25 protein-coding genes are annotated in these 21972 nt (G+C 46.7%); 21 read left to right on the plus strand and 4 right to left on the minus strand.

What is annotated here, in order from left to right:
• Positions 1 to 122: 122 nt before the first annotated feature.
• Both NB463_RS07565 and NB463_RS07570 read right to left on the minus strand, forming a co-directional pair.
• Positions 123 to 392: a YkgJ family cysteine cluster protein gene (locus NB463_RS07565; protein WP_074190171.1), complete on the minus strand. Its 270-nt coding sequence runs from the start codon at positions 390 to 392 to the stop codon at positions 123 to 125.
• 216 nt (positions 393 to 608) lie between these two features.
• Complete coding sequence (locus NB463_RS07570) at positions 609 to 1694, minus strand: hypothetical protein (protein ID WP_131815235.1); 1086 nt, start codon at positions 1692 to 1694, stop codon at positions 609 to 611.
• A 1394-nt stretch (positions 1695 to 3088) separates the two neighbouring features.
• Between NB463_RS07570 and NB463_RS07575 the strand changes: the two genes are divergently transcribed.
• The 15 genes from NB463_RS07575 (at position 3089) to NB463_RS07645 (ending at position 14517) form a co-directional block, all read left to right on the plus strand.
• A complete protein-coding gene (locus NB463_RS07575; protein ID WP_074190169.1) occupies positions 3089 to 3628 on the plus strand; it encodes a hypothetical protein in 540 nt (179 codons plus the stop codon).
• Positions 3629 to 3630: 2 nt separating this feature from the next.
• Entirely contained in the window at positions 3631 to 4392 is a 762-nt protein-coding gene (locus NB463_RS07580; RefSeq protein WP_074190168.1) for a hypothetical protein, read from the plus strand.
• Positions 4385 to 5362: a hypothetical protein gene (locus tag NB463_RS07585; protein WP_074190167.1), complete on the plus strand. Its 978-nt coding sequence runs from the start codon at positions 4385 to 4387 to the stop codon at positions 5360 to 5362. The genes NB463_RS07580 and NB463_RS07585 overlap by 8 nt, the downstream gene beginning before the upstream one ends.
• Positions 5359 to 6129 (plus strand): hypothetical protein, encoded by a 771-nt coding sequence (locus NB463_RS07590; protein ID WP_033905460.1) that lies wholly within the window; start codon positions 5359 to 5361, stop codon positions 6127 to 6129. The genes NB463_RS07585 and NB463_RS07590 overlap by 4 nt, the downstream gene beginning before the upstream one ends.
• 6 nt (positions 6130 to 6135) lie before the next feature.
• A complete protein-coding gene (locus tag NB463_RS07595) occupies positions 6136 to 6420 on the plus strand; it encodes a PAAR domain-containing protein (protein WP_074190166.1) in 285 nt (94 codons plus the stop codon).
• 9 nt (positions 6421 to 6429) lie between these two features.
• On the plus strand, positions 6430 to 7194 hold the full coding sequence (locus NB463_RS07600; protein WP_074190165.1) for a hypothetical protein: 765 nt from the start codon (positions 6430 to 6432) through the stop codon (positions 7192 to 7194).
• Between the two features lie 213 nt (positions 7195 to 7407).
• Entirely contained in the window at positions 7408 to 7587 is a 180-nt protein-coding gene (locus NB463_RS07605) for a hypothetical protein (protein WP_146192901.1), read from the plus strand.
• Positions 7588 to 7819: 232 nt separating this feature from the next.
• On the plus strand, positions 7820 to 8371 hold the full coding sequence (locus NB463_RS07610; protein ID WP_074190163.1) for an N-acetylmuramoyl-L-alanine amidase: 552 nt from the start codon (positions 7820 to 7822) through the stop codon (positions 8369 to 8371).
• Positions 8371 to 8721, plus strand: a complete 351-nt coding sequence (locus NB463_RS07615) for a hypothetical protein (RefSeq protein ID WP_054866388.1) — start codon at positions 8371 to 8373, stop codon at positions 8719 to 8721. Before NB463_RS07610 ends, NB463_RS07615 begins: the two co-directional genes overlap by 1 nt.
• A 282-nt stretch (positions 8722 to 9003) precedes the next feature.
• On the plus strand, positions 9004 to 10653 hold the full coding sequence (locus tag NB463_RS07620; RefSeq protein WP_074190162.1) for a hypothetical protein: 1650 nt from the start codon (positions 9004 to 9006) through the stop codon (positions 10651 to 10653).
• Positions 10654 to 10699: 46 nt separating this feature from the next.
• Positions 10700 to 11131, plus strand: coding sequence for a DNA-directed RNA polymerase subunit alpha C-terminal domain-containing protein (locus tag NB463_RS07625; protein ID WP_074190161.1), 432 nt, complete (start codon positions 10700 to 10702; stop codon positions 11129 to 11131).
• Positions 11124 to 12698, plus strand: coding sequence for a hypothetical protein (locus NB463_RS07630; protein WP_104968931.1), 1575 nt, complete (start codon positions 11124 to 11126; stop codon positions 12696 to 12698). Before NB463_RS07625 ends, NB463_RS07630 begins: the two co-directional genes overlap by 8 nt.
• 21 nt (positions 12699 to 12719) lie before the next feature.
• Complete coding sequence (locus tag NB463_RS07635; protein WP_104968932.1) at positions 12720 to 13388, plus strand: hypothetical protein; 669 nt, start codon at positions 12720 to 12722, stop codon at positions 13386 to 13388.
• Between the two features lie 9 nt (positions 13389 to 13397).
• A complete protein-coding gene (locus NB463_RS07640; protein ID WP_017635635.1) occupies positions 13398 to 14006 on the plus strand; it encodes a hypothetical protein in 609 nt (202 codons plus the stop codon).
• A gap of 13 nt (positions 14007 to 14019) precedes the next feature.
• On the plus strand, positions 14020 to 14517 hold the full coding sequence (locus NB463_RS07645) for a hypothetical protein (RefSeq protein WP_258430865.1): 498 nt from the start codon (positions 14020 to 14022) through the stop codon (positions 14515 to 14517).
• 65 nt (positions 14518 to 14582) lie between these two features.
• Here NB463_RS07645 and NB463_RS07650 read toward each other — a convergent pair whose 3' ends face one another.
• Positions 14583 to 15914 (minus strand): Fic family protein, encoded by a 1332-nt coding sequence (locus NB463_RS07650; RefSeq protein WP_258430866.1) that lies wholly within the window; start codon positions 15912 to 15914, stop codon positions 14583 to 14585.
• A 70-nt stretch (positions 15915 to 15984) separates the two neighbouring features.
• Positions 15985 to 16287 (minus strand): HigA family addiction module antitoxin, encoded by a 303-nt coding sequence (locus NB463_RS07655; RefSeq protein ID WP_258430867.1) that lies wholly within the window; start codon positions 16285 to 16287, stop codon positions 15985 to 15987.
• A gap of 165 nt (positions 16288 to 16452) precedes the next feature.
• On the opposite strand from NB463_RS07655, the gene vapB reads away from it, so the two are divergent.
• From vapB to NB463_RS07685, 6 genes are all read left to right on the plus strand, one after another.
• The gene (gene vapB / locus NB463_RS07660; protein WP_069497804.1) at positions 16453 to 16686 is read left to right on the plus strand and encodes a type II toxin-antitoxin system VapB family antitoxin; all 234 of its coding nucleotides are present in this window, start codon (positions 16453 to 16455) and stop codon (positions 16684 to 16686) included.
• Complete coding sequence (locus tag NB463_RS07665) at positions 16679 to 17101, plus strand: type II toxin-antitoxin system VapC family toxin (RefSeq protein ID WP_254662349.1); 423 nt, start codon at positions 16679 to 16681, stop codon at positions 17099 to 17101. The genes vapB and NB463_RS07665 overlap by 8 nt, the downstream gene beginning before the upstream one ends.
• A gap of 125 nt (positions 17102 to 17226) precedes the next feature.
• Positions 17227 to 17787, plus strand: a complete 561-nt coding sequence (locus NB463_RS07670) for a hypothetical protein (protein WP_042522733.1) — start codon at positions 17227 to 17229, stop codon at positions 17785 to 17787.
• Between the two features lie 11 nt (positions 17788 to 17798).
• Positions 17799 to 18314 carry a hypothetical protein gene (locus tag NB463_RS07675; RefSeq protein ID WP_215810199.1) on the plus strand — a complete coding sequence of 172 codons (516 nt, stop codon included), beginning with the start codon at positions 17799 to 17801 and terminating at the stop codon, positions 18312 to 18314.
• A complete protein-coding gene (locus NB463_RS07680) occupies positions 18314 to 19126 on the plus strand; it encodes a hypothetical protein (RefSeq protein ID WP_033905439.1) in 813 nt (270 codons plus the stop codon). Before NB463_RS07675 ends, NB463_RS07680 begins: the two co-directional genes overlap by 1 nt.
• Positions 19127 to 19254: 128 nt before the next feature.
• Positions 19255 to 21969: a hypothetical protein gene (locus tag NB463_RS07685; protein WP_258430868.1), complete on the plus strand. Its 2715-nt coding sequence runs from the start codon at positions 19255 to 19257 to the stop codon at positions 21967 to 21969.
• The last annotated feature ends 3 nt before the right edge of the window (positions 21970 to 21972 follow it).

Raw genomic sequence — 21972 nt, forward strand, 5'->3', positions numbered from 1 at the left:
AATTCAATGCTAAGAGATGGTGTTATGTGGGATACAGATAGCCTCAAAAATTAACTATTGACGCCATAGTCTCTTGTTATGGCTTACAACTCACGAACGAACAGAAACGTTAATCTGTTGTTCTATATGAACTTGACACGTTCGTCTAAGCACTCATTAGAACCCATTTCAAACTCGCGGCATATCCAAGGACGGTTTTCATAAATTGTGCACATTAGAGTGTCTCTGTCTAAAGCGGCACACCAACCATCATTTAATCGCATCATTCGAGCGATGAACTCTTCTGGCACTCCAGTATCCGAGATAATCATAACTTCAAGGCGGCAGCAGCAAGCTTGGCAGTTTGAGCAAGATACATTTGAGGAAGAAGGTGTATTAGTTGGTATAAGCATGAGTAACTACAGTTTAGTCAATTGTGCATGATACCGTAAATTTGATGTGAACAACCTTCATTTCTGAGATTGCGAATCTTGTGAGCCATAACGCCGCATTAAGGTGTGAGCAACGCTACCACGATACTGAACCATACCACCGTAAACACTGAACTCATCGATGGAATGAAAAATGCCAAGCGTTGAGAATCACTCTTAAATGCTTTGTTATGTAAATTACCTAAAGAGTTCATCAATACAAACATTTTTCAGATTAAACATAGCCATATGACCATTTTCTGGCTGTTCGGTAAGTGTATGAATATCGCTGGCATCGAACCGAAAAAACAGATTTCTCTGTTTATCTCCAGAGATAGTAACGTGAAATGACAGAACGAATTGAGTGATGTCAGACTTTGAATTCATTAGAACTTTAGCAAAACTATACCCATACTTCGCAACCTCTTCTTTGAGCTGTTCTGGCGTTGTATTATTAATTTCAACATAGATATTGAAATGCGCTAGGTTTCCTTTGGAAGGGAATAAATATATTTTAAGTTCACCATCGAGAAAACTCGATGGTGTCATTGGATTCAACTCATAGTACCCATGATTTACAAGATATTCTTTGAGGTGCGAACGCTCTGTTTCATAGCTTCTGTCATCCTCTTTCGGCTCATCACTGTCCAGTTTATGCGTTAATTTAAGCTCAGTGTCCGTGAATGAGAAAAACTCGGGAATAAACATTGTAAGCTTAAACAGGGTATAGCAAAGCACAAGTAAACAGGAATAAAACATTGCTACTTCACTGAGTTCTAGGGTCAGCCCATTTTTTGACGAAAGTATGTAAGGATACAAGGCAACAAAGAAAGGTGGCACCAAATGCACTGCATTTCGTAATGCACCTCGATTACTTATATATCGAAAGTAGCGACGAATTGGACCGTACTGTCGAGGTACAAACTTGTGCGAGTTGAGAGTGATTATATACCCATCTTCTCGCGCATAATCGAGTGTATTAACCAGAAAGAAAACGCAAAAGACGAACTGAACAAATGCTGTCACCTGATTGCTGTCAGGTAAATACAGAACCAAAAAAGGAAGTAAAGTAAGATACGCCAACGACAGCAAAACTTGCTTACCAAAATACAAATAAAGCAAGACATACATTCGTCTCGAATACTTGAAGGAGGTAAACCCACTTTGCAAAATGAATAGCATTGCTGCAAAACCAATACCAAGCAAAACTCCTGCTACAGAAACTAACATTGCGTAAAACGACTGTATATTTACAGGTAGAGTTGGCTCTAACAGACTTTCCAAGTTCAAATTACTCCAAATTATTGAGATTTACATAACGCGCAGTTAAGGTGTGAGAGACGCACATGCACCCTAACCTAAAATAAACTCTGATAAATCCGTGCCTATTTGGGCACTAAAACCCCAATGCGTTTCGAATCGCCTTGAACGTCTTGTTATTCCGCAACTAAAGTCGGCTATGTTTACGCCTAATCTTTTGATATGACGAGAAATTTTCGGTATGCAGGCAAAAATCGAAGCCGAAGTATTTGGCAGCTCACTACCTTAAATCGCTTTAGCGTCACTCTTTAATTGCTGCGCCATATTAAGGTGCGCTTAAAGCGCTTTAAGCGCTAGCATGGAAATGACCAATATTCGCCCTTTTCGCCGCTTTTCCACCCTATTACCCCGCCACTTTCACTCTTAGGCTACAATCACGTACATTCAGCCTGAGAGATCCGTTGCGGAAATAACGCCGCATTAAGTGGTGAGCGACGCTAAACACCGGTGCTTCGACAAACCACTTAAAATACAAAAACTGAATTTACACTAAAACCGCCAAGCGTTGCGAATCCGTCTTAAATGCTTTGTTATGCAAATTCAATAAGATAAACAAGAAGTTACACCAAATTTAATTAAGAAAACAATCAAAATATTGGTTAAGTGAACCAAGAATCAGCCAAAGCCTGAACCGTGATAAATAAGCCACCAAAACAAAGTCCACCTTTCAGCAACAAACCAAGCTTTTGAATCAGGAAAACTTAACGAGCGAAACCTTCAGCAAGTACAAAATGCTCGATAACCTTGTCCTTTCCACACTTTGCGCCCGCTGAATTGGCAGCAAGCCAACGCTAAAAATGATTGAGGCAAACCAAGAATCTTGTCTGTTTTACGGTTTAAGTTAACCACGAATTTTAGGGTAAAAATGCTCATTTGCCGACAACACAAAACAAATAGCCGGAGAAATCCCAAAAGATTGAACCCCTAAATTTACCTGAGTTGCATAACGCTTTTTATAAGGCTTTTAGCCGCCTTTCATACTCCTATCATGCTGACTTTCCAATTACAGTTCAATTGATAATCAATAGGTTAATGAGATGTAATGGGTATTAGATTGCAAAATGAAGCATAATTTTAAAATGCTTACATCGACACACCCTCGGATAACTATAGGTAAGAGAAGCTTTCATCCAAAAGAAGTTAATTAGCTTCAGTGATAACAAACAATGGGGCAGTAATGAGTTAGCCAAATTGTGCCCCCTAATTACCTTGAATTGTACAGATAAACATTACTATAAAGTTCGACAGAGCTAGAATCCAAAGAAACGTTACAAGACAGTGACGTAATCGAGCTTTAACGTTAATATTAGGCCTACTCCAACCCATCCTTAAAGCGCTGCTCCAATCATGGAGTGGTCATGACATTACAGACTAGCCGAAAGCAAGTGCCAGCCAGTGCAAAGCGCCTTAGCAGACTTGCGCCTAACTGGTCATACGCGAACAACATTCTTAACTTTGGTTGCGGTAAATTTCCCGACCTAACAGAAGAATACCTTACTAACTACCACAACCAGATCATGACGGTCACTCACTTTGACCCGAGTTCAAAAGCCAAAGGCGTAGTGAGCAATATTGCCGAAATTGACAGCTCAAAACGCCGTTTTTGCGTCATGTTGTGCGCGAACGTACTTAACATGCGCAAAGACCTCGATGCAGCGGTCGCAGACATGGCCAAGATTGATTTTGATTGCGCGGTCATTCAAATCTATGAGGGCAACCGATCCGGTAAAGGCCGCAAAACGCGAGACGGCTACCAGCGCAATGAGCCAGTATCGGCTTACCTCCCTATCCTAACGAGCAACTTCCACAAGTTCGATGTGACCTTACACCGAAGTGATAAGTGCATCACTATCGTAAAAGGCCGTAAGTATTACGAGCTGGACGATTTGGAGGACTAAGCATGCAACTGGATGAGACGTTCTTTGAAATCCCATGCGATGTAGTGACATTCGATGGCAAGGTGGAACACACCGAGCTAACCGACATCGATCGTGCGGTGGCTGCTTTTTTCCAGAACGTGCTTGATTCCTTAGTTGTGGCTGACACTAAGCGTCGAGAGAACAGTGAGTTTTCTCGCTTTGTTGGCCGTGATAAGTCGAGAAAGATTTATTACGGCAACTTTACCGATCCAGTGTCATTCCTATCTAAGTTGACAGCCAAACTAGGTGACAAGGTGAAAGCAAACCGTAATGAGCTTTTGCCTGTTTGCTATATCACGCGCGATCCGGTGATTGGGTTTGTTGATGGCGCGGAGTACGTCGATATTGCTGACTATGGCGAACTAACCAATGAGCAAGATCAACCTTATGCCGTGGTTAATAAGTCCTTTGTCGCGCTTACCTACCGCATTAATGCCCTAGCTTGGAACCAGTCTACCCTTAGCCGCCTAGCGCTAGGTTTAATGGTTTGGCTACGTCATACCAAGGGCAAGCGTAAGCACGTATTCAGAGCGAAAACCATGCTCGCTGATACTGAAATGGAAATCAGCATCGAGATACGTGGCCGTAAAGATGCGATGACCGAACCCGCCGAAGTAGACCATGAAAATACTCGCCTGTTTGCTTCCTCAATCTCTTTTGAAGTGATTGCAGAGGTTTATGAGGCCGAGTCGATCACTGTCCGTCAGGGCGCGATTGGTATGGGAGGCCGAGTCATTGAGTAATAAAGAATACTTTCTCGCCCAAAAAGTTGTCACCAACGAAAATGACATCCCTATCGAGCACATTCATTCGTTTACCTACATTGAGTGTGCTTCGATGGACGGCAACAAGCTGGTTATGGAAATCATGGATCACGCTGCCGTTTATCGGGATGACTACGGGATTAAGCGCGGTTCAGAGATCGAGGTCACGATGGCCGATGTGAACGAGCGAGGCGATCAGGTTTGGATTGAAAAATTCATTGTGGCCAAGTCCACCAGCGCTGACGGTATGCTTACCGTTCAAGCATTCCAAAAGGATGCGCACCTACTTAAAGAGCCAGTCACAACGCCTCGATTCTTTGTTGAAATGCAGCCTAAAGACATTCTGGCCGAGCTGTTACCCGAGCTAAAAATCGAATGTGACAGCTTTGAGCGTGGCGCTACGTACCATTTAAATGCTGGTGGTACTAAGTCTCGCTTAATTCGAACAATGGCCAGAGATTACGGCTCAGTGGCGTTTATCTGCCGTGGTGTTATACACTTTAAGTCGCTCAAGAACATGGATATGAGCGAGCAATTCAAGCTGGAACAGTCGAATCCAGAGGAAGCAGAGCACAGCATTGCAAACTACTCCATTATCGGAGAGGAAGCCCTGTTTGAGCGCGTTCTTAACCGTAACTATGCCTCTTGGGATACCGTCGAGGGCTTCCAAGGCGGTAAACGTTCGGGCGCTATGGTTATGGTTAGCGTTCCACAAGCCAAGGCGCTGAATAATCAACACATGGCCATCATCCCTATTTTGGATGTGGAACTTACCGGAAATACTGCCTTTACGCCTCTTTCGGTGTGCTCAGTGCTATTCCATAAACGGCTACCCGCTACCGAGCTGGATGAGTCCATGCCAGAGAAACAAATCATGAACCGTGTCGCCCATTGCCAACGTGGGAACCGGTATCAGTGTCGTATCGAGTTGGGAGTACGCAACATATGAGCGATTCGTCAGAGAACAGAACACGCACCAACGTCACTAACCGCTTGTTTGGTAGCTATCAGGCCGAGGTGGTCAATCCTGTCCATCCGAAAGGCTTGTACATGGTATCCGTTCGCTTGCTTGGTTATTGGGATGCAATCCCCGATAAGGATTTACCTTTTGCCGAGTTTCTACTGCCATTAGGTGCAAAACCGAGTGGTGGCCATGCAGTGCCAGTGGAAAAAGGGGATCTGGTTTGGGTGGATTTTCCTCGTAATGGTGATACCCGTTATCCCCGTATTACCGGATCGCTTTACTACGCGCCTAACTATGAGTCGTACCTACCAAGCGAGGTGAACGGAGAAGCCTATCAGCCTAAACGAGCCGAGGGTGAACCCGAGCCACCAGCCTATGACCGCAAAGATGCGCTCTTTGTGCGATTTGGTTTGCGCGAGCTCATCACGCATCAAGGCGGCTACTCAGTAACGCATACCCAAAGCGGCACGGCCATTGAAATCACACCAGATGGCCAATGTGTTATCCACGTCGAGGGCAATGCGTTTCGCAGCTCAACAGGGAACACATTGGAGCAAATCGGAGGCGCACTAACTATCAAAGTGAAAGGCGATGCGAACATCGAAGCGGGTGGTAATGCAACCGTAAAAGCCTCCGGTAAAGCCAACCTAGAGGGCAATGAAGTGACCATTAAAGCGAGTGGTAACGTCAATATCGATGCTGGTGGCCAGTTCGCTGTTAAGGCTGCCGCAGCTCCATTTACATTAGGGTAATGCACTATGCCAGCCGTAGGAATTGTAGGGAGTGTGGATAGTGGTCATGGTGGCTTTAGTCCAGGTGTTTTTGTTTCTGGCCAACCACTACTGACCGTGAATGGAGTCAACGTTTTAGGTACGGGTGATATATCCGTCATGCACGTAAAACCAGATAACCCGCCGCACGTTGGCGTTATTACTGGTAGTTCAAAACTTACTGTTAATCGCGTTCCGGTCGCAGTAGTAGGCGATGCCCTTGGGTGTGGCGCTACGCTGGTGAACGGTAACGACTTAATGACGATTGATTGAGGCAATTTGATGTTAGACACACAAGAGCAAATCGAGCAGTTTCGCCAGTTTTTAGACTTAGGCGGCCTTAAGGAAGCGGAGAACCTTACTCGAGGCAAATCCCTTAAGGTGAAGTGTGAAATCTTGTCAGAGAAGCTATCTGGCTGCGTGAGCGAGGATATTGAGGACTACCAAGGCGCATCGCAGTTAGTGGCAACGCTTAAGGGTTTGAATGGCTCAGTGAGCGCAACGGTGGCCACGTTAACGCAATGGAATGAGCACCTAGTGTTGATCACCGCCCCAACCGATCTCGAACAAGTGTCTATTGGTGTGAACGTCACACACAAGGTAGATGGCACAGAGGACAATGTACCCGCTCCGAGTATCTTGCCAATTACCAGCAAGGAAGAACTGAAAGCGCTTGAGGCAGTGATCAACGGTCTTTCTGGCCATGTTGATGAGGCCGTGTCCTTAATGGCGCAAATCAATGGCGCGTTAACGCCACCAGCGCCACCAACAGGCGATAGTGACTCAGATAGTGGTGCAACCTTGCCGCCGCCAGTCTTACCGCCAGAACTGGCTAACAAGGCCGATGCGCTAAATGAGGTAATAGCTCCCCTTGCTGGTGGCGTGGCCAGCTCAAGCAAGGTGATTGAGGCAATGATCATTGCGTCGAAAGAGGAACGCACCTTAGCGCTGGACTACTTCACTAAAGCGATTTCGTTTACCATTTGTAGCAACCAGACGAAAAAAACGAGTATCAAAGATGCGACAGCGGAGGTATTTAGACTGTAGAATGTTTTTTGTTGCTAATGACTTTCCTATTCGCACTAGAAAAAAGACAAAATGAGTTATTCAGTTTATTTGAACGCATGTCAACTATGCGGATTATTGTCGCTCATCATCGTACTAGCGATTAACCTATTTAGAGCTCGAAACGAGCTTAAAGCCACCAAGGCGCGACTATCCTTTGTGATACGCAAAAGCCTCAGTTTCGAGGGGGAATACATGTACGATGGGTGCCGAATGAACGTGATATTTGATGCGGTGCGATACAGCGGAAATCAGTTTTACTTGATGCGTAAAGATCAGGTGATGGCCAGCTTCCACGTAGAACCCTATCGAGTTAATCCTGTTCTTGATTACTTCAAATCAAACAAGATAGAGCCCGTTCAAAACCGACCATAATCCAAGCAAAGCCAGCGTTCGCGCTGGTTTTTTCTGATTTACAGGCAAAAAAAAGCCGCGAGGTAAGTGTTCGCGGCGCAAGAAGCTATTACAAAGGCTAAAAATGAAGTTTCAACATTAGTTGACACCAGCCGATTGGGATGCCGATCTGGTAAATAAAATACATTTCCTATTCCGAACATAGTCAATACCTAAGTGTATATTAGTTAAACTAAGTTTGGGAATTTATAAAATGAAAAAAGTCTGCATTGTTGTTGGCCACAGCTTTAAAGATGGTGGCGCTTACAATGAAACATTCGGAATGAATGAATATAGCTACAATCATCCCCTAGCCAGCTTATTGGCTGCCGAGCTACATAAGCGAGACATGCTTCCAGTGATCATGTATCGAGACACCTACTCACGGATGATCGGTGATGTGAACGATTCAAGCGCTGACTATGCCATCGAGTTACATTGTAACAGCGTGGCAAATAAGGACGTTCAAGGCTCAGAGACATTGCATTGGCATAAGTCAGCCAAGAGCCAAGCACTCGCTCTGCGCCTACAAAAAGCGGTGGCTGAACTTATCGGACAGCGTAATCGTGGTCTTAAGGCTATCTCGAACACTGGTACTGATACTCGCGGTTGGCGTTTCTTGATGAAAACCAAAATGCCAGCCGTGATTTTGGAGCCGTTCTTTTTGTCTAACGATGAGTCGTTGCAAAAGGGATTAGAACTGCGCGAAAAGCTAGCCGTAGCACTGGCAGAAGCGTTCGCAGAACACATTAAAGAGAGCAATTAATGATGGGACTAGCAAAAGTGTTTACAAGCCGCCTATTTAAGAGCGCCACCAGCGAGAAAGTAGGTGGCATTATCCACGAACTGACCGAGTTTGGTGATCGTGTGTTTACCAGTGACGAAGAACGCAAAGAGTTTGCCTACAAACTGGCAGAGCTTGAAGCGGCCAGCTCTAACACATTGGTACGTACTGGACGCGCCGCTATGATGTGGAGCATTGCGCTGGTGGTCGTTTATCAACTCATTGTTCGTGACTTTTTGGCCGTTTTCTATGGTGTTGAGCTTCCAAGCTTAGAGACTGACACACAAGAGCTGCTAAGCAACGTGTTCGGCTTTTTGGCTGGAACCCTATAACAACTAAAAATTTTTTAAATTTTTTTTAGTTGCCCTTTCCTATCCCCTTTCTCCTCAACAAAAACACACGATCAACGACATAGACCCCCCCTGTCGTTACCATTCCCACAAAAGCGCACAAAAAGAAACAAATACATTATATAACAATAAGTTAAATGCAATTTTACCCCTGTTTTTTTCGCAATAAATCTTAATTACTATCCGGAATTGAGCGAATTTTTACCGCTTTTCTGCGGCTTAACCATTCCGAACATACTCAATTAATAACTAAGGTTTATTTACATGGCAGATAAACGTTCTAACTTCAACAAACGCATTGAGGCGATTCATTTAGGCGCTCAAGCAATGCGTAATCTGTGTATCGAATCCCAATTCGATTCACAAACAGGCATGTTTCTAACTGACGACAATTCTCGTGGCGCGGCTATTTTGTCAGCCATTGCGAATGAGCCTATGTTCGAGTCAGTGTCTCAAGAAACAGCGGTTGGCATCGTATCAGGTATGCAATCTGCGGTACGTGAATACGAAAAGACTTACGGCCACCTACCTAGCGACGAACTAATGGCATCAGCTCACGCAACTATGCGTAACATGATGACATTAGAGGGCGCTAAGCGTGATGGCTCAACAGGCGCAATGATGCTTGAGTCTATCGGTCAGTCTCTATCAACGTCAGAGGGTGTTGAAATCCGCGCGAAAATGGTTGGCCTAGTGCTGCCTGTGCTTTTAGAGACAGCAACACTTGACGCTGTAACGATGATCCCAGCGGGAGCCAACGAAGTTGAGATCTTCAAAGTGTACCGCCGCACTGGCTCAAACTTTGGTGACTTCGCAGCGGGTACTGAAATCGACCAAGCAACGGTTGGCCAATACTCGTCTATGCGTCAGCGTTACAAGTTTGTCGCTGAACAGCAACCAGACGGCACTAAGACAACTCACGTCTTTGACTCTAAGACTGACCTACAACACACCAAGTTTGAAATCCCATTCACGAAGACATCTGTTTCCCTATTTATTAACCATAAACGTGTGGCTCGCGACCTAGACAGCAACGGCAGTCAAATAATGACAGGCACTCACAATGGTATGGTTATTAACTGTCAGATAGACCATGCAAAAGGCAAAGTTACCGTCACTCCAACATCGGCACTTCCAGAAGAAACCGTTCTACACATCGAATTCGAGGTAGACATTGAGAAACGTCCAGATCTGATCCCAACTATCGATCACGACATGGACTCTCGCACGCTACGCCCACGTCAAAACGCAATCGCAGCAGACGCGACGATCCAAGCGATGTTCACAATGCAACGCGAGTTTGGCCAAGATCTGAAATCTCTACAGATGAGCCACATGCGCAACACATTGGCATCGGAAAAAGCGACTCGCCACCTAGTAGATATGGACTTTGCTTGTACGCGCGAAGAAACATTCAATATCTACGTAGCAGCTGGTGAAGATTGGCGTCTACATCGTGAACGTCTAAACGAAGTTCTTCTAAACGTTTCTACGAAGATCCTACAAGCGACTCGCACAACTGGCATGACAGGTATCTTTGCTGGTACTGGCGCGTCAACAATCCTTAAGTCTCTTGGTGCTCCATATTTCGTTGCTCCGGCTAACTACCAACAGAAAAACGCTATCCACTACGCGGGTAAATTGTTCGGTATGTGGAAAGTGTTCGAATGTCCGGTAGTTATCGGTACGAACGACATGCTTTGTTACGGTCGCGGTTCTTCTCACTCAGAAGCGGGTTACGTAGCGGGTGATGCGATCGCAGCAACCATGTACACACATCCAATCGGCAAAGGTCTAGTAGCGTCTAACACGCTATACGAATTGGCCTACGGCGAGATCCATCCATTCGACGGAGAAGACTACTTCTACCGTGTGAGACTTATCGACGAAGCTCCTGTAGCAGAAGCGGCATAAGGCAAGTAAGCGGCAGTCTTACGGGCTGCCGCTCTTGGGGGATTCGATGAAAGAAACGATCGTTTTAATCACCAACCACACACCAAAGGAAATCACGGTGCAGGGTCGCGTTATGCCACCACTGGCCAAAGATTTCCCTCTCTCAGTTTTCAACGTGAACCGCTTCAAACACGAAGTGGAAGCGGCCTATCCAAACGGCCTTGTTTCGGTTCGTCTTGAGCCAACGGTTTTACCAGAAGTTCAAAAACAACCAGACACTGCCACCAGCAACAAAGGCACAGCGCTATCAGAACTTGAGCTAAGCGCGAGCGTTGAAAAAGCACTGACTAACCACGGTGTAGCAACAGTTGAACAACTAACCGAAATGACGAAAGAAAACGTGATTGCGGTGAAAGGTATTGCTCAAGCGGGTTTACAAGAAATTGTCAGCCAGCTTGCAGCACAGAATCTAACGCTGAAAGAGACAGAGAATGAGTAAGATTGAATTTTCAATGGATAACGTCTCACAAGTTGCGGTTGCGCCAATTAACGCTGACTCGACAACTAAGCAAGGCACTGGCTCTAACCAGCTAGTGTTTGGCGGTGTGATTGTGTCTCAAAAGGGTAAGCCGTTCGAAGTTATTCCGGTAACGGCGGCTAACTTCCTAGACAAACTAGGCAAGCCTTACCACTCAAGCCTTGGCAAACTGGCTGACGGCATGCGCGTTCTTGATGAAGCCTTGCGCGGCGGTAATGGCCTTGTGGTTCGTGTCGTACCAAAAACGGCAACCTATCCAGCTATCAAGCTAACCAAACCAGCAGACGAAGTGACGATCACTAACGAAGCGATCAACTACTCGGCTGACCTGTCACTTGAAGATGGCGAATTTTTAGCGATCGCTATCAAAGACGGTGCGCAATCCGATAACCGCTCTATCACGCTTGCGAAAGCAGACGAAGCGACTTACGGCGCTGGCATGTTCACTCTTACCCTAGAGGAAGAACAGGCGGCTGGTGGCTCTGTAGTGCTAGAAGAATGGGTTGTATCCCTAGAGCCTACAGCAGTAGACCAAATGGGTAGCGCTGCGTTTATCGAGACTGTTCTTGAAGAACGTTCGCAGTACCTAACTTGTCGCATCGATGCAGAAGTAGCGAAACGCGAAGTTACTACAATTGCGAAAACCAAATTCACAGGCGCGACCAACGGCAATATTAGCGACATTACGGCTGACGATTACCAGAAAGCAGTGAAAGCACTACGCACTACCGTTTACAGCTATAACTACGTTTGTGGTTTGGGCTGCTACGAAACAGCGGTAATCACTGACCTAGCGCAAATCTGTAAAGACAAACGCATTTCTGGCTACTTCGATATTGATCCTCGCCTAACGCACGAAGCGGCATTGGAGTTCAAAAAAGGTCTGAACTTCAACAACCATCGCGCTTCATTCGTGCATATGCCTTACCTCGCTAAGTGTCGTTTCTACGGCAACATGGCGGTATGGGGCGGCTCGGGTATCGGCTTTGCAGCTAAAGCGCTTGGTGTTGCTAAAACCTCTCCAGTCGGCGGTTGGCACTACACACCAGCAGGTGTTGAGCGTGCTGTTATTCAGCGTACTAGCCTAAAACCAATCCAAGGTGCTGGCGAGCCTAACTACCAAGAAATGTACAAGGCACGTCTAAACAAACTAGGCACAGACGAAAACGGCAACCTATTCATTGATGACTCTCTAACGTCATCTGCGGCTGAAAACTACCTACGTTTTGAGCAAATCGTGTCTATTGCTGACGCTATCTCACGCGACTTCTACGCACTAGGTAATCGCCTAAAACACCAACCTGACGGTGCAACGCTTGAGGGGCTAACTGACGGTATGGCCAGCATCCTAGAGGGCTATGAAGCCGTTGGTGCGCTAGTGACACCTCGTAATCCAGATCAAGACGGCGAAAGCGCTTGGACACTGGAAATCAAGCAAGTCGAAATCGACTACTGGAAAGTCACTTGGTCGTTCTGTCCAACTGGCTCCGCACGTCGAATCCTTGGTGAACCTGTACTAATCCGTTAATGAACAAAGAGCAAGAATAGAATGAAATCAATGTTTTCTGAGGGTTCTGTTCTTGCTCGCCCATTTGTGATGCCACAAGTGGCCGAGCAGGAACAAACTGAAACTGCATTTTTTGAGTCTGTAACAGAAGACCAACTTCTTGAGTCAATCAACCGTGCATCAACCATCATTGCTCGCCAAGACGCAGCAGCGGCTTGTGTTCAGTGGGTTAATGGTGGTGACAGCTCAATCGACAACCTAGACGCAATGCTATTTGGCATGGCTGGTGGCGATGACGATACCGAGCTAACCGATGGCCAAGCAGCGCTCTACGAATCGCTACAGGAAGCGGCTAGTGAGTTTATTGCTCAAGTTGGCCAGCCTAAAGATGGCGACATGCGAGAAGCACTGGAAGATCCAGAAGCGGCAGATCGCATCTTTGAATCCCTAGAGCGTGGCCTAGACAACGTGGACTCAGACGAAGCGATCGCAGAGTTCGCCGTTCGTGAATCAATGATGCTCGAAGCGCTTAAGAAAGTGATCCGTGACGGCAAGGTAACTTACATCAAAACCAATCGCCGTAAGCGCCGTATGAGTGCAGCACAAAAAGCAGCACTTAAGAAAGCGCGCGCGAAAGCTCACAGCTCAGCAGCTAAAGCAGCTCGTAAAAAGTCTAACCGCATGCGCGATTCTCGCGGTATGGACAAGTAAGGGTAAGCAATGGCTGTAATTGTCGGCGTACCTAATGATGATGGCGTGTCTATCCACAATAAATGCGCCATTACACAAGTCATAGGCGGTCAAGAGGTTACGGTCATTGGTTACATGACTGATGAGTGTCAGCTTGCCTTTAGAGCGATATGGGAAGCCCCGTTTGAGGGCGATTCCGTGGGTAACATCAATGCCCTAGATAAAACGTCCTCAGTCGCGCAAACCGTGTCGGATAAGACGAGTAAAACACTATGGAACAGTCAGCAAGTTTGGCAAGGAAACGAACCGCCAGAAATCACAGCAACGCTGAAATTTGTCGCGTTCACCAATGCCAAATCAGAGGTTAATGATCCCATTAAATACCTGGCTCAGATGATAAGTCCCGAGCTGCAAAATACTGTTCCAGTCAGTTCCGATGGCCTTGGTGGCCGTGTTCCAAGTGATGCGAGATTCAAGATTGGCAAAGCGCTCAATCTACCTATGCGTATTAGCGAGGTGAGTTATGACATTAACGCACCTAAGACGCGAGACGGGAATTTCGCTTACAACACGGTAACTATTACTGCCGCTCCTAAGCAAATGATTAATCAGTCACAGATTCCGAACCACTTCCAATAGAATAGGTGTAATTATGGCCGGAGCATTTAACGCAAAAAGCGATATGAATTTCTTAAAACAGAAATTCACTAAGAACGTCCAAGCTGGCGAAAAGATGATGGGTACAGAGTTCGAGATGAAAATCGAAGAATACCCTAATCTTAGCGTTTTGGTGCGTTCTACTCAGTTTCCAGCAATGGGTCGTGCAGACGTAGAAGATTTTGGCCAAATGGGCTTGGGCTACATCCAAAATGGTGCGCTTGAGAACAAAGGCGAAATCGCGGTGACGTGCGTAGAAACGATCACAGGTACAGTGCTAGAAATGCTACGTGAGATCGTTCGTGAAAAGAAAATGGTCACTGTCGTTATCGAGTCTACGCCTGAATCAACTAAGGGTAAGGGTGCAACCTCGCATCGATTCCGCTTGGAGCACGTAAAAGTACGTTCAGACGTGATCGACCTATCGACAGAAGATTCAGCAGCACTTGTTAAGCCAGCTATCACACTGCAATACAACTGGGTAGATTTCTAATCGCCAACCAGTCCTATTCTATTCCCTACAAAAAGGCCGCCAGTTTGGCGGCTTTTTTGATGCTCTTAAGCTTTGGTTAGCCTATCTTTCAAGTCGGCTGGTGCAATGTAGGTATTCTCGTTGCCATCCCTTGATTTGAACAGCAATTTCAGCTCCACCAGCTTCTCAAGATACTTGCGCGCAGAGGTATGAGACACGTCAAAATCAGACTGAATTTCCTTAACTGAAAAGACACGTCCGGCGGTTTCTAATCCCTTGGCCAGAATCACAATGTGCGGCAGTTTCAACACGCCCTTAAGCTTGGAGTCGTCTAGCAGTTCGCGCACCTCTCTCGTATCTTCGATCTTAGACTTGATGTACTCGTTAAAGCGCTCAATCGCATTGATGATGACCGTTAGCTGGTAGTCCACAAAGTGCGTTAAGTCATTGTCGTCCGTTTCGGTGTAAACGTAGCTTCTAACGTACTTGGTTGGCGCGCTCTTAAGTGGCGCAGAGATCGAGACGTACTTAAAGTTCTCATAACCATGCTTAAGGATGAACCAGTAGAAAAGCGCCCTAGCCGTTCTCCCGTTGCCGTCCATGAATGGGTGAATGTAGCCAATCATGAAGTGCAGAATACAAGCCTTAACGATTGGGTTAATAAAATTGGTGCTGGTGGTATGGTCGGTGTTGGCGAAGTCACATAGTTGCTCGATGAGCTTCAAAACGTGCTCATGTTCTGGCGCTTCATGAATAATATCGCCAGTGGCCACGTCTCTAACCATGACTGCATCCGTTCTGTATTGGCCAGCAACGTGCTCATTCTCTAACACTCCATCGGTGGCGATGCCATTAAACCCGCTAATCAATTCTGGTGTGAGCTCTACATCCTTAAGTTCATCGGCCATCATGATCAAACGCCAGTTATTGATAATCATCCGTTCGGAGTCATCTTTAGGCTCACGTTCTGTTTCAAGCATTTCCTTGGCCACCTTGCGCGTTGTGGCCGCTCCCTCCAATTGAGCGCTGCTAATGGCTTCTTCCATAATCACGCTTTTCACTAGGTGTGCCTTTTTGTCTTGAGCAGATAGCGGAAAATCTTCTAGTTTAAGCTGTTTATCGATGCGGAATAGCTTAGCGTCGAGACTGGCGGCACTAAGCTGGAACGGATTGCCATTTTCATCAACAAGCGAAATGTCGTTAAGGCCACGTCTAATTTTTAGGGCATGCCAAGCGTAGCTCTTTTGGTCGCCTTTAAACTCTTTTGAACGGTACTGGAAGTCATTCCAGTGCAAGTAATTACCGCTACTATCAAACCCGTATTTAATTGGGTCTAGCTTGTTGATTAGCTCTACTACTTTAATAAAATCAGTAGGTTTTGCTGGTGGGAGGCTAACCCCCGCAATCTTTTTGCTCATACCGTGAAACTTTTTCAAAATGTTTAATGAATCCAGTATTGCACACAGGCAGTGGGAGTCAATCGCTTATCTATCTTTGAGTTACAAGCGGCGTAATGCTTTGCTGAATAGTTTCAATAGCACGGTGACTTTGCCAAATATCAACAGCGTGTTGGATGTTCAACCAAAAATCGTGCGTAGTCCCGAGCGCAATGGCTAGCTTGGCCGCCATGAGTGGTGTGATGGTAATGTCTCCGCTTATTAAGCCGTCTACAACGCTTTTATCGATACCAAGCGCGCTAGCAAGCTTGCTTTCACTGATCGATAACGGGTCGAGAAATTCTGTTTTTAAGATGGTGCCAACGCCTACAGGTTCGTGCTTTGTTCTTCGCATTTTGGTTGCTCCTTTCACTGCTACCCCAAGCTATCAATATTTTATACCAGTGACCAATCACAAAGTTTGAATCGTATAGCTCAACCTCAACAAGCATATGCTTGACATATGCAAGGCTAGAGCTAAACTTGCCATATGGTCAACATATGCTAATAGGTAGCAACTATGAGAACAGTTTCAATATTCAAAAATGCCAAGAATCAGGCGGTGCGCTTGCCAAAAGACATGGAATATCAGGGCGTAAACGAATTGGAAATCATCAAAAATGGGGATGAGATTATTCTGCGTCCCGTCCGTCCTAATTGGGTTTCGTTTGCTGACTTTGATAAAGCCGATGATGACTTTATGGCTGAACGTCAGGATGTGGTAGCGGATGAGGGGCGTTTTGATTTTGAGTAAGAAAAGTACCTATATGCTCGATACCTGTATCTGTTCTTTCATTATGCGAGAACAGCCAATAACGGTACTAGAAAAACTACAGGCTGTAGTGAGCAAACAAAATCGGATCGTGATTTCGGCAATTACTTATCAGGAAATGCAATATGGCTTGTTAGGGAAAAAAGCATCCCCTAAACACGCTGTACTGGTCGCAGAGTTCCTTAAGCGTGTGGATGAAATTTTGCCGTGGGATAAAGCAGCCGTAGACGCTACCATAGAAGTTAAAAAGAGCCTTATGGCAAATGGGGAGCCAATTGGTAATAACGATTCTGCAATTGCAGGACACGCGATTGCGGCAGGGTGTATTCTTGTTACCAATAACACAAGAGAGTTTTCTAGGGTTGCAGACTTGAAGCTGGAAGATTGGGTTCATTAAAGCTCTAAGTAAAAACCGCCTTATCTGGTAACTCAATATCACCTATCGCGCGCCCTATCGCTTTGAGTTAAGATTCACCAAGCCTATCTCCTATCTCAAAATGCGCCGCCACTACCGGAGCGGCCATGACACCGATTGAACTACTCGAAGACGTGAAAGCGAGATTCCCCATCTTGCTCCACGACGACGAAAAGGCGCTGTTAAGCCTACTGCGTAAAGCGCTGGCCAAGTACCAAGAGATTGCCGGATTTACCACTAAAATCCGCATCCAACAAAGCGACTTAGCCGATAGCAATCAGTTTGAATTGCCGTCCGACTTTGCTGCAAGGCTGGTGGTCAAAGATGACCGTGGCCGTTATGTGCGTAGCGAGGTTTGGGGCAACGTTCTTGAACTGAAATTAACGGGCGCAGAAACATTCCCACTGACATTGATGTACATGCAAAACGTACTCAATGAGCCGTTTGATTCGTTCCAGCTTCCAACGCCGTGCATTAGCTTGCTTGGCGATTATCTGGAATTGCTGATCACTATCCCGAACGCAGAGCGTCAACGCCGTATTGCCATCGCTGGCAAGTTGGATGTGACCGATATTGCTGCCGAACCTGATCTAGCCGCACGTAAAGCCGAGATTGAAAACTCAATGCGCGCGAACCGTGCCATTGTTCCACCAGTATCGTTGCTCTAAGCGAGGCGGCTATGAATCCATACATGCAGCTCGCCAAACGCGCGACCAATAACTTTATGAATAAGCCGTGGCTGCAAGGCTGGCAATGGGCGGTAGAAATCGACTCGCCGGACGCGCCAACGGACTTTGATATTTACGTAAAGGATATTGATTTTGGTGCTGGCTCTATCGATGCGGATTCATTCCAAGTCGGTTCTGGCTCGATTGCGCTGCCTACATACAGCAGCGTTGGCGAAATCACGCTAACGGTTCGTGATGACCAAAACCTGACTATCTCCAAGTGGTTTGAAAGCCGAATCAAGAAAGTGAGAAACCAAGACGGCACACTCAACATCCCCAAAGAGTACGTGTTCAAAATCAACATATTCACGCTCAATGAGGACGGAAAAAAGTCACTCTATAAGAGCTATCAAGTCTTTCCTACCAAGATTGGCAACGTGATGTTTTCACGCGAAAACGGCAACCAGATCCAGTCATTCCCGCTCATTCTCCAAAAATTTATGTCTGTAGGTAACAAGGTACTGTAATGCACATTCCATCATTTCCACTACCAAGTAACATTTCAGAAGTGATTGAGTTTCGAGTCCCAACCGTGGAAGACGCTCTATTGTTCTGCGACCTCAACGAGTACCAAGAGGAAGCCAATACAACTCGCTATCTGAACCACATGCAAGACACCAGTAAGCGCCCTATGAGTGATAGCGGCCTATGGACTGGTGAAGATCGCCGCGCAGCATTGTGGTGGATTTTTATGTCCACCAGCGAGCTAGGCACTATTCCCTTTAGCTATGAGTGCGAGCACTGCAAAGAAACTCACTATCTCGATCTCAATATGGGCGAGCTAATGGAATCGGCCAAAGCGCTCAATGGATTGCCAAAACAAGAGATCACCTTAAGCGTGAAAGGCAAGTCATACCTAGCGAACGTGAAACCACTAACCGGTTACGAAGCGGAGCAACTTGAGAACATTCGCAATGAGCGCGACCAGTACGAACCGGACAGCGCTGAATGGAAGCAGCAAGCGAATCACATGGCGCTCACTGAGTTGGCCTACTGCCTAACGTTCGAAGATCAACCCAAAGACCAAGACGATGCCCTAGTGTGGAAAATCGACCTATTGAAATCGATGTACCTCAACACGGAATTTCGTGTGGCCTTTGCCAAGGTTGAAAAGTGCCTACGCAATGCGCGTCACGGATTGCTCACCAAGTACGACGAGGGGCGTTACTACCTAGTCGCCACCATTCCGCAGTGCCAGAAAGTTATCGAGCAAGGAGGTGAAGCAACTCGAACGTTGCTCTTACCCTTTCGGCATAACGACTTCATTACAACGTTTTGATTACGTTGGTTGGAACGTACTGATTGAGAACTTAACGATCTACGGTGGCCAGCCTATCGATGCGGTATTCAAAACACCTCAAACGATGGCCATAAGCCTAGATAAAGCGCTCCAAGACAAGGTGAAAAATGGACAGAAACCAACAAGAGGTTGATCTTTCACTGGTTGTTGATGCAGTGAAGCGAGCCAGTGACAAAGAGCTGACCGTGCTATCTGAGATTAGTCGCAAACTCGATGGCAAGACTCTACCAACGAGCCAACAAAAGGCCGTCCTTGCAGTGGATACAAAGGGCATCGAAAAGGCGGTAACTAAGGGCGTTTCCAATGCCTCTCATAACGTCTCTACCATTCCGAGCGTTAATCCACAAAAAGAATTAAAACAACAATCAAGCGGCACACCTAAACCAAGTGCAACCAAGACCAAGCGTACAGGTGAAATTGAGTTGTCATTTGCGCCTAGTCAGTCAGCAGAAACACAAGCCAAGCCGGACGCCAAAGCGATCGAGCAAAGCAGCTCTGTAAGTGGCGTAAAGTCGATTGCTGACACGCTGAAAAGCGAGGACGCGCGCGAGCCAGTAAAACAAGCGCCTGTTGTCGTGAATGTAGAAGCGCCAGAATCCAATTCTGAACGTTTGGATACCTCAATCCTTGATGATGTGCCAGAGAAGTTAGAAAAGGCTGTCTCTGACGCACTGGCAGAGTTTGAGGGCTATTGGGAAGACGCTAACGGCAAGCTTCGACGCTCCGATGGTCGCTATGCGAGTAAGCAAGAGCAATCGGCTTACAAGAACGCACAGCAAACCGCATTAGAGCGCCAAATTGAAAAGCAAACCGACACGGAAAAGGAAAGCCAGAACGTTTTTGCCAAGGTGGCCACCAGCCTTAAGCAACTGGCCATCAATAACGTGAAAGAGTTCCTACAGGAAGAAAACGACGCGACCGATGCGGCTGGCGCTGCGGCTGGTGGTTCGTTCTTCTACTCCGCTAAAGAGCTTTATCACTTGGGGCAAGACGCTAAAGAAGCATTGGATGATGTGACTGAAAAAGCCACCTCAACCAAGGACAAGCTAAAAGAATCGAAACTAGGCCGACTCTTTACCCGAGGCAAGCAAGCGCCAGAGGCAGACAGTCAGGCCGTCACAGCCATAGAGACAGTTAGCCATGAACAACTATCAGCGACAAAAGATTCGTTCGAGACGAACCACTCAACTCAAGTTACGCCTAGTGATCGACCTAGCCGTGATGATGCTAGGGGTAACGTGCCTGTCAATCTTGTTGGGAGTGATTCTAGCCGGATAAGCACAGCTAGTGAGATCAAAAACACCAAAGAACAGAGCTACCGAGCAAACATGCTTGAAGTGCTCCATGAATCGAGTGCTGATCGTGAACGCCAATTCGATGATGTACTAGATAAGCTCGATGATCTGATTTCGGCAACCAAAGCAGTGGCGAACGATGGCCAAGGTGGCCTATTAGACCTAGCTGGCGATATGTTTGAACGCCGCCGTGCTGGTGGACGTGCTGGCCGTAAAGCGGGTGGCAAACGTGGCCGAATCAAATCGGTAATGTCAGGCATTGGCAGCAAAGCCTCAAACGTGGCCAACAAGGGCGTATCGATGGCGGGTGCCGCCTTTAAAGGTATGTCTAAAATCGGATCTGTTGCTGGCAAGGCGATCCCTTTCCTTGCTCCGGCCTTAATGGCCTACGATGCGTTTAGCGGATTCACTGACAAAGACAAACAGAAAGAGACGTTCAACCTCAAAGATGGCCAAGAGGCGACAACTGGCCAGAAAAGCTCAATGGCATTGGCAAACGCGCTCGATTTGGGTGGCCTAGTCAGTGGCGGTGCTGGTTTGCTTGGTTCGGCGCTTGGGGCGTTCGGTTTTGATGGTGCTAAGGAAGCATTGACCTTTGATTCTGGTGATATGGCCAAGGGCATTTACAAGCTGTTTGGCGGCGAGATCGAGGGAGAAACAACGGCTAAGAGTTCTAAATTCGAAAGCGAGACCAATCACTCTAAGAGTGAAAGAGCTCAATCAGAGAAAGAAGAACACCTTAAAAGCGCCGAAGCCTACCACACTGCTAAAGCGTCCAATGACAGCCAAACCATGCGCGAACTTGATGCGAAAAACTCAATTCAAGTGACCTCTCAAGAGGTATCGCAAAAGGCCAGCGAGCAAGGGATTAGCTACAAAGAAGCTTACTTAGCTGTAGAAAGAGAAAAACGTATTAGCCAGGACAAACGTGTGCAAGTGGCTAATGAAACAGGCATGGATATGTCCGGCATGGTCGAGCATCCCGAGCTTGGCCAAGTTTACTCGCCAGATAAGAAAGCTGAACAAGTGGCCGCCGTCGATGCGGAGATCAAACGCCGTAAAGAGGCTGAGGCCGTAGCCGCACTAACCAAGGCTGCAAACAACACGCAAACCAACAGCGTGACCACAGCCAGCCATGAATCATCCATCAATACCGAGCTAAGTAACCAGAAAACGGACACTCAATCCGTGGTGAAAGTGGACACCGAAAACACCTCGAATAAGACGGTTGCGACTCAATCATCCATTCAACGCAATGAGAGAGTTAGCGAGCTGCAAGCACAGGCAGCAATGAAAGACCTCAAAGAGAGCGGCAAGCCTCAAACCGTGGAACTTAGCAAACATTCACTGGATGCCATTGGGCGCGCGGTTAGCGGCAGTGATAACAACAAACCGACCACTATCTTTGCAGCGCCTAGCGGCAGCTCAAGCAAAGACAAGCCAGCGTCAGCCACTAAGGCTAGCGGCTCTATTCCTCTCAACTTTGATGACCGTTCGTTACAGCGTCAAAGCGCTGATATGGAGTAATAG

Origin of the sequence: Vibrio sp. RM-41-2B (assembly GCF_024744415.1) — a bacterium.
GTDB classification, from domain to species: Bacteria; Pseudomonadota; Gammaproteobacteria; order Enterobacterales; family Vibrionaceae; genus Vibrio; species Vibrio diabolicus.

What these genes read in the sequence shown, in the direction of transcription:
- NB463_RS07565 (WP_074190171.1), bottom strand. Translation starts at nt 392, where the DNA reads ATGCTTATACCAACTAATACACCTTCTTCCTCAAATGTATCTTGCTCA.
- NB463_RS07575 (WP_074190169.1), top strand. Translation starts at nt 3,089, where the DNA reads ATGACATTACAGACTAGCCGAAAGCAAGTGCCAGCCAGTGCAAAGCGC.
- NB463_RS07580 (WP_074190168.1), top strand. Translation starts at nt 3,631, where the DNA reads ATGCAACTGGATGAGACGTTCTTTGAAATCCCATGCGATGTAGTGACA.
- NB463_RS07590 (WP_033905460.1), top strand. Translation starts at nt 5,359, where the DNA reads ATGAGCGATTCGTCAGAGAACAGAACACGCACCAACGTCACTAACCGC.
- NB463_RS07595 (WP_074190166.1), top strand. Translation starts at nt 6,136, where the DNA reads ATGCCAGCCGTAGGAATTGTAGGGAGTGTGGATAGTGGTCATGGTGGC.
- NB463_RS07600 (WP_074190165.1), top strand. Translation starts at nt 6,430, where the DNA reads ATGTTAGACACACAAGAGCAAATCGAGCAGTTTCGCCAGTTTTTAGAC.
- NB463_RS07605 (WP_146192901.1), top strand. Translation starts at nt 7,408, where the DNA reads ATGTACGATGGGTGCCGAATGAACGTGATATTTGATGCGGTGCGATAC.
- NB463_RS07610 (WP_074190163.1), top strand. Translation starts at nt 7,820, where the DNA reads ATGAAAAAAGTCTGCATTGTTGTTGGCCACAGCTTTAAAGATGGTGGC.
- NB463_RS07615 (WP_054866388.1), top strand. Translation starts at nt 8,371, where the DNA reads ATGATGGGACTAGCAAAAGTGTTTACAAGCCGCCTATTTAAGAGCGCC.
- NB463_RS07620 (WP_074190162.1), top strand. Translation starts at nt 9,004, where the DNA reads ATGGCAGATAAACGTTCTAACTTCAACAAACGCATTGAGGCGATTCAT.
- NB463_RS07625 (WP_074190161.1), top strand. Translation starts at nt 10,700, where the DNA reads ATGAAAGAAACGATCGTTTTAATCACCAACCACACACCAAAGGAAATC.
- NB463_RS07630 (WP_104968931.1), top strand. Translation starts at nt 11,124, where the DNA reads ATGAGTAAGATTGAATTTTCAATGGATAACGTCTCACAAGTTGCGGTT.
- NB463_RS07635 (WP_104968932.1), top strand. Translation starts at nt 12,720, where the DNA reads ATGAAATCAATGTTTTCTGAGGGTTCTGTTCTTGCTCGCCCATTTGTG.
- NB463_RS07640 (WP_017635635.1), top strand. Translation starts at nt 13,398, where the DNA reads ATGGCTGTAATTGTCGGCGTACCTAATGATGATGGCGTGTCTATCCAC.
- NB463_RS07645 (WP_258430865.1), top strand. Translation starts at nt 14,020, where the DNA reads ATGGCCGGAGCATTTAACGCAAAAAGCGATATGAATTTCTTAAAACAG.
- NB463_RS07650 (WP_258430866.1), bottom strand. Translation starts at nt 15,914, where the DNA reads ATGAGCAAAAAGATTGCGGGGGTTAGCCTCCCACCAGCAAAACCTACT.
- NB463_RS07655 (WP_258430867.1), bottom strand. Translation starts at nt 16,287, where the DNA reads ATGCGAAGAACAAAGCACGAACCTGTAGGCGTTGGCACCATCTTAAAA.
- vapB (WP_069497804.1), top strand. Translation starts at nt 16,453, where the DNA reads ATGAGAACAGTTTCAATATTCAAAAATGCCAAGAATCAGGCGGTGCGC.
- NB463_RS07670 (WP_042522733.1), top strand. Translation starts at nt 17,227, where the DNA reads ATGACACCGATTGAACTACTCGAAGACGTGAAAGCGAGATTCCCCATC.
- NB463_RS07675 (WP_215810199.1), top strand. Translation starts at nt 17,799, where the DNA reads ATGAATCCATACATGCAGCTCGCCAAACGCGCGACCAATAACTTTATG.
- NB463_RS07680 (WP_033905439.1), top strand. Translation starts at nt 18,314, where the DNA reads ATGCACATTCCATCATTTCCACTACCAAGTAACATTTCAGAAGTGATT.
- NB463_RS07685 (WP_258430868.1), top strand. Translation starts at nt 19,255, where the DNA reads ATGGACAGAAACCAACAAGAGGTTGATCTTTCACTGGTTGTTGATGCA.